Annotated in this window: 1 protein-coding gene; it reads right to left on the reverse strand. The window is 72.1% G+C overall.

The window, feature by feature from the left end:
- Positions 1-7,208, reverse strand: a 7,208-nt coding sequence (locus D7V88_RS36645) for a type I polyketide synthase (RefSeq protein WP_244238586.1), incomplete at both ends; no start/stop codon positions are given.

Below are 7,208 nucleotides of genomic sequence, written 5' to 3' on the forward strand. Positions count from 1 at the left end.
CCTTGGGACGCGCCACGGGCGGGGGCAGGCGCGAGGGCAGCGTCACCGGCTCCACGCGGCCATCCGTGCGCAGGCGGGCATGACGGCCGGTGCGGTACAGCCGCGCGGAGGACTCCACCGGGTGCGGCACCAGTCGGCGGTGATCCTCCTCGCCGGCCTTCCAGAAGGCTCCGGGCAGACCCGCGCCCGACAGGGCCAGCTCTCCCACCACGCCCACGGGCAGCGGCTGTCCGGAGGGATCCAGCACCCACGTCTGGAGGCTGGACGGAACGCGCTCACCCGGCGCGCGGGGCAGCAGCGCGCCTTCCACGGCGCCGCCGGACAACCACACCTCCACGCCCGCGCTCCGTTGCAGCGCGGAGGCCAGCTCCGACGACGCGTCCTCCAACACCAGCGCGCCCACCGAGCCCAGGGACTCACGGGCGCCGGGAAGATCCGTCAGCGAACGCGCGAGCCGGGCCGACGTGTGCACCAGCACCGCGCCGGACTGCTTCGCCAGCGCGAGCAGTCCCTCCACGCCCTGGCCGCTCTCCACCAGCACCTGCTCCTGGCGCGCGACGCCTTCGTCCTCCAACAACTCGCGCACCCGGGCCAGCCGGCGCAGGCCCTCCAGCACCACGGGCGTTTCGAGGCCGAAGTCGATGAGGGCCGCCACCTCATCCACGTCCCCCTCCTGCACCTCGCGCAGGCGCTTCAGGCCGCTCTCCACGGAGCCGACCAGGCCCGTCGTCTTCGCGTGGTGCTCGAAGGTGTGCTCCAGCAGCGCGTTGATGTCGTCGGGGGACAGCTTGTTGATTTCGCCCTGGTAGCCCTGCGCCGCCAGCAGCGACGTGACGATGTCCGTGGATCCCCGGAAGTAGCCGAGCAACGGCTGGCGCACCGTGCGGAACACCTCCGCCTCGTCGTCGCCCAGGTACGTGTGCAGCATGACCGTGATGTGGCCACGCCCCGGGTGGCCGTTGCGGCGCCACGCCTCGCGGTAGAGCGCCACCTTCGGCTTCAGCTCCTCCATCGAGTGCGACATCAAGCCCGTCAGCACGCCCGCGCCCAGCTCGCCCGCCAGCCGGAAGGTCTCCGGGTTCACCGTCGCGGTGAGCCACACCGGCAGCTCCTTCTGCACCGGCTTGGGACGCAGCGACAGCTCCACCGTCGTGCCCGCGCCCGCGGGCCGCGTCACCTTCTCGCCGCGCCACAGCGCGCGTAGCGTCTTCAGGTTCTTGAGCAGGATGTTGCGCCGGTCCTCGTAGTTGCCCGGCGCGAAGGTGAAGTCGTGCACGTGCCAGCCGGTGGCCACCGACATGCCCACGCGGCCCTGCGACAGGTTGTCCACCACGGACCACTGCTCCGCGATGAGCAGCGGATCATGCAGCGGCAGCACCACGCTGCCCGAGCGCAGGCGCAGGTTCTTCGTGACGGTGGCGATGCCCGCGGCCACCACGGCCGGCTGCGGGTAGAGGCCGCCGAAGGAGGCGAAGTGACGCTCTGGCGTCCACACGGCGGAGAAGCCGTTCGCGTCCGCGAACTTCGAGCCTTCGATGAGCAGCTCGTACTTCGGCCCGGTGAGGGAGTCCTCGTCGTTGGCGAAGTAGATGAGGCTCAGGTCCATCGCCTTCGCCCGGCGCCCGGCTCCTCCCAGGTTCACAAGCCGCGCCGTCACCTGCTCGGATGGGAACACCACGCGCATCCCGCGCGACAGTGCCCACAGCGATTCCAGGTCCGGCCGGTCCGGTGCGGCCTCGCCCGCGGACAGCCATGCGCCGCCGTCCCTGGGGGACAGTCGCGCGTCCAGGCCGGTGAAGAACTCCGCCAGCTCCAGGTGGCCCAGCGCCCACGCGGGCTGCCCCGCGCCCATGGGCAGCAACCACGCCAGGGTGTCGGCATCACCACGCCCCAGCGCCTCCGGAACCCCGCCGGCATCCGGGGACGTGGCGAGGTCGTCCACGAACAGCGTGCGCGAAGCCTCCACGCGCACGGAGGCGACGAGCTCGCGCGAGGTGACGAGCACCGGCACGTGCGCGCCTTCGGGGGCGTAGAGGGACACGCCGCCCAACTCGGTGGGGCTCAGCGCGACCACCGCGCCTCCAGCCTCCAGCACGGCCCACAGCGCGATGAGCTTCTGCGGCGAGGGCCGCAAGCTCACTGCCACGGGCGCGCCATCCTTCACCCCGAGCGACCGCAGCCGTTCGGCCAGGGTCCGCACCTGGGCGCCCAGCCGCGTCCAGGTCCAGTGCTCATCACCGCGCGACACGGCGATGGCGTCCGCCTGGCGGGCACGCCGGTCCGCGAGGAGCGCGGGCACGGAGGTGAAGCCGGCCACGGTGCGGGGGTTCGGCCACGCGCGGCGCTCGGACTCGGTGGACAGCGGCAGGCGGGAGACCTGCGTGTCGGGCTGGGAGAGCGCCGCGGACAGCAGCACCTGGAAGTGCGCCATGAAGCGCTCGGCGAATGCGGCGTCGAACAGCTCCGTCGCGTACTCCAGCACGCCGTGGAGGCGGCCCGGGGACTCGGAGAGCACCAGCGTGAGGTCGGCCAGCGTGGCGCCCCACTGCACGGGCGTGCCGGGGACTTCCACCAGCGAGCCGCGCATGCCCTTGAGATCCAGCGTCATCGCTCCGGCGCTGACGCCCGAGTGGAAGACGAACACGGAGTCGGCCATGCGGCCCTTGCCGATGTCCTTGCCCGGGATGAGCGCCTCGACCAGGTACTCGAAGGGCACGTCGGGCCGCGCCTGCGCGTCGTTCACCTCTTCGCGAATCTGCGCGAGCATGTCGCGGAAGGTCGGCTCGCCCACGAAGCGGGTGCGGAACGCGGCCGAGTGCGCCACGTAGCCGATGAGCGGGAAGAGCTCCGGCCGGGTGCGGTTGGCGATGGGCGTGCCGACGATGAGGTCCGTCTGGCCGCTGTAGCGGTGCAGCAGCGTCTGCCACGCCGCGAGCACGGTCATGTACGGGGTGAAGCCCTCGCGCCTCGCGAAGGCGGAGAGTTCCCGAGCGAGCGCGGGCGGCATCTCCATGGTCATGCGCGCGGAGTTGAGCGTGCTGTGCGCGGTGCGGGGCCGGTCCGTGGGCAGGTCGATCTGCCGGGGCATGCCGGCAAGCCGCTGACGCCACCACTGCTCCTGCTCGGGAAGACGCGCTTCGGCGATGCTCTGGCGCTGCCACTGGCCGAAGTCCGCGTACTGGATGAGCAGCGGGGGCAGGGGGGACGGACGGCCTTCGATGAAGGCGTCGTAGAGCTGGCCCAGTTCCTGGACGAAGAGCGCGACGGAGAGCGTGTCGCAGACGATGTGGTGGATGCCGACCACCAGCATGTGCACCTGCGTGTCCAGGCGCACGAGCGTGGAGCGCATCACCGGGCCCTGCACCAGGTCGAACGGCGAGGTCGCGTCCTCACGGGCGAGGCGCATCGCCTCGGCCTCGCGGGTCTCCGGCGGCCCCTGGAGTTCCACGCGCGTGAGCGGGACATGCATCGTGGCGTGGAAGCGCTGCACGGGACGGCCGTCCACCACGTCGTACGTGGTGCGCAGGGCTTCGTGCCGGTGGACGATCTCCTGGATGCCACGCTCCAGCACGTCGGCGTTCACGACGCCTTCGAGTCGCAGGACGAACGGGATGTTGTACGCGGACAGGCCGGGCAGGTGCTGCTCCAGGCGCCAGACGCGCTCCTGCACGAAGGACAGGGCCAGCTCCCGCGTACGAGGCAGGGGCACCAGCGGAAGCTCCACGGACACCTGGGCCTGGGGGGCCAGGAGCAGCAGGGGCTCCAGGCGCTGGGCGATGCCCGCGACGGTGGGGGCCTCGAAGAGAGCGGCCAGCGGCAACTGCACGCCGAAGGTGTCACGCACCTGGTTGAGGAGCTGGGCGGCCGTCAGCGAGTTGCCGCCGATTTCGAGGAAGTTCTCCTCGCGGCCGACGAAGTCCAGGCCCAGGCGCTCGCGCCACAGCGCGGCCACGCGTTCCTCGACATCTCCGCGCGGCGCATCCTCGCGGCCCGCGGGGACGGCGACGGGGGCCAGGGATTCGGAGGCCGTGTGCGCGGAGAGGCCCGGCAACAGGGGACGCGGGGAGGCGTTCGTGGCCTCCGACGCCGGCTGCGAGGCCGCGCCCGTGGGAAGGAAGACACCGTCGTGGAGCGTCCGCGCGATGCTGGGGACGGACACGGACGGCGGCGTGGCGTCGAGCGGGCTCGCGGCCTCGACCGTCGGGAGGTTCGGAGTCGCCGGGCCCGCCTGTGCCGGAACCTCCGAGGGAGACAGTGTCACCGTGGCCACGCGACCGGTGGGCGCCAGCGCGGCGGGGTCCGATCCGGTGGTGGGCGCGCGGCCAGCGAGGGGCACCGACGCGAAGGACGAGGTTTCACCCGTGGATGCGACCTCCGTGGACGGCGACGGAGTGCCATGCGCCCCGGACGCGGCGGCAGGCGGAGCCACGAAACCCTGGGCCGGAGCCGTGACGGTCGCCCCGGACACGGTCTGCGGAGCCCGCACAGCGCCCGGCGGCTGGAACGAAGAGGGCAGGGTGCGGGCTCGCGCCTGGACCCAGACGTCCTTCTCCTGGAACGCGTACGTCGGCAGGTGCAGCCGCAGCCGCTGCTCGTGCGCGTAGAAAGCGCTCCAGTCCACGGCGACTCCCGCGGTCCAGAGCTCGCCCACGCCCTGGAGCCAGCCCTGCTGCTCCGTCGTCGTCCCGCCCCGCCGCAGCGTGGCCAGCGCGCGCACCCGGTCGCGATCCTGCCCCAGGCTCGCGCGCACCAGCGGCGTGAGGTCCTGGCCGGGCCCCACCTCCAGCAATACCTCGCAGCCCGCTTCCAGCAGCGCGCCCACCGCGTCGGTGAAGCGCACCGGCTGGCGCATCTGCTCCGTCCAATACTCCGGCGCCGTGAGCTGCCCCGGCCGCGTGAACGTGCCCGTGAGGCTGGACGCGTAGCGCACCGTCGGCTCCGAGCGGTGGAGTGAAGCCACCACCCGCGCCAGCTCCGGCATCAACGGCTCCACGTCCGCCGAGTGGAACGCATGCGGCGCGGGCATCCGCACCGCGCCTGCCTTGCGGCGCTCCAGCTCCTGCTTCAGCCGCTCCACCTCGTCGACAGGCCCGGACACCACGCACCGGTCCGGAGCGTTCACCGCCGCGAGCGTCAGCCGGCCCGTCAGCAGCGGCACCACCTGCGTCTCCGGCAGCGCCACCGCGAGCATCGCCCCCGGCGGCATGCGGTGCATCAGCTCCCCGCGCGCCACCGCGAGGCGCATCCCGTCCTCCAGCGACAGCACGCCCGCCACGCACGCCGCCGCGTACTCCCCGAAGCTGTGGCCCAGCACCGCATGCGGCGCCACGCCCAGGCCCTTCCACAACCGTGCCAGCGACACCTGCACGCTGAACAACGCAGGCAGCGCCACGCGCGTGTCCGCGAGGCTCGCCGTGACGTCCGCTCCCTCCGCCGGACGTAGCAGCGCCGACACGCGCTCCCGCAGCGGCGCGTCCATCAGCGCGAGGCACGCGTCCAGGTGCGCGCGGAACAGCGGCGAGGCCTCCGCCAGCTCGCGTCCCATGCCCACCTGCTGCGCGCCCTGGCCGGAGAATACGAACGCCACGCGCGGCGCGCGGTTCGTTCCCTTCGCGGCCGTCGCCGGCTTCTGGAGTTGCTTCGCCAGGTCCTCCGCGTCCTTCACCACCAGCGCGCGGCGGAACTCGAACACCTTGCGGCCCACCGCGTGCGTGAAGGCCAGGTCCGCTAGGGACAGCTCGGCCCCATCGGCCCCATCGGCCCCATCGGCGTGCGCGTGCGCGTCGAGCTGACGGGACGCCGCCTCCAGTGCCTCTGGCGTGCGCGCGGACAGAAGGACGAGCTGGTGGGAACGGGTGGTGGAACCACTCTGCCGCATGGGAGCTTCCTCAAGAATGGCGTGGGCATTGGTGCCACCAATGCCGAACGAGCTGACCGCGGCGAGGCGGGGCGTCTCACCCCGGGGCCACGAACGCAGGGCGGTGTTGACGAAGAACGGGCTCGCCGCGAAGTCGATCTGCGGGTTGGGCCGCTCGAAGTGGAGGCTGGGCGGAATCTCGCCGTGGTGCAGCGACAGCGCGACCTTGATGAGCCCCGCGAGGCCCGCCACCGTGTCCAGGTGGCCGATGTTCGTCTTCAGCGACGCCAACGCGATGGTGCCCTGATGCTCGGGCCCCAGGCCGTACGCGCGCGTCAGCGCCGCCACTTCAATCGGGTCGCCCAGCGGCGTCGCGGTGCCGTGGGCCTCCACGTAGCCAATGGCTTCCGGTGACACGCCGGCCTTCGTCAGTGCTTGCGTGACGACCGCTGCCTGCCCCTGCACGCTGGGCGCGGTGAAGCCGGACTTGTGACGGCCGTCGTTGTTGATGGCCGAGCCCCGGATGACGGCATAGATGGCGTCGCCATCCCGCACCGCGTCCTCCAGGCGCTTGAGCACCACCGCACCCACGCCGTTGCCCGCGAGCGTGCCCTGCGCCTTCGCGTCGAAGGCGCGGCAGTGGCCATCCGGCGAGAAGATGAGTCCATCCTGGTACACGTAGCCCGTGCGCTGCGGCACAGAGAGGCGCGTCGCGCCCGCGAGCGCCACGTCGGACTGGCCCACCTGGAGGCTCTGGCAGGCCAGGTGCACCGCGACGAGACCCGTGGAGCACGCGGTGTAGAGCAACGTGCTCTCACCCGTCAGCCCCAGCTTGAAGGACGTCTTCGTCGCCAGGCTTTCGTGCGTGGCGGTGCCGTGCAGCTCCATGAACGACGCCGCGTCCAGCGGCATCGCCTGGCGCACGGCGTCCGTGTAGCCGGAGCTCGTGGCGCCCGCGTACAGCGAGATGGCGCCCGGGAAGCGATCCGGATCCACGCCCGCATCCTCCAGCGCCGCCCAGGCTGTCTGGAGGAACAGCCGCTGCTGCGGGTCCGTGAACTGGGCCTCGCGCAGGGGCATGTCGAAGAAGGCATGGTCGAACTTCTCCACGCCTTCGATGACACCGCCCGCCGCGACGAAGGCCGGGTGGTGCCACAACTCCAGCCCGTCCGGCAGCCCGGGCAGGTGCTCCAGCTCTTCCGGCGTGAAGCGGCTGATGGACTCCACGCCGCCGCGCAGGTTGCGCCAGAACTCCCGCACCGACATGGCGCCAGGGAAGCGACCGGCGAGCCCGATGATCGCGATGGAGCCAGAGTCGCCGGCCTTCGGGACCTGTCTCTTATACGCATCT

It is taken from the genome of Corallococcus terminator, assembly GCF_003611635.1.
Classification (GTDB): domain Bacteria; phylum Myxococcota; class Myxococcia; order Myxococcales; family Myxococcaceae; genus Corallococcus; species Corallococcus terminator.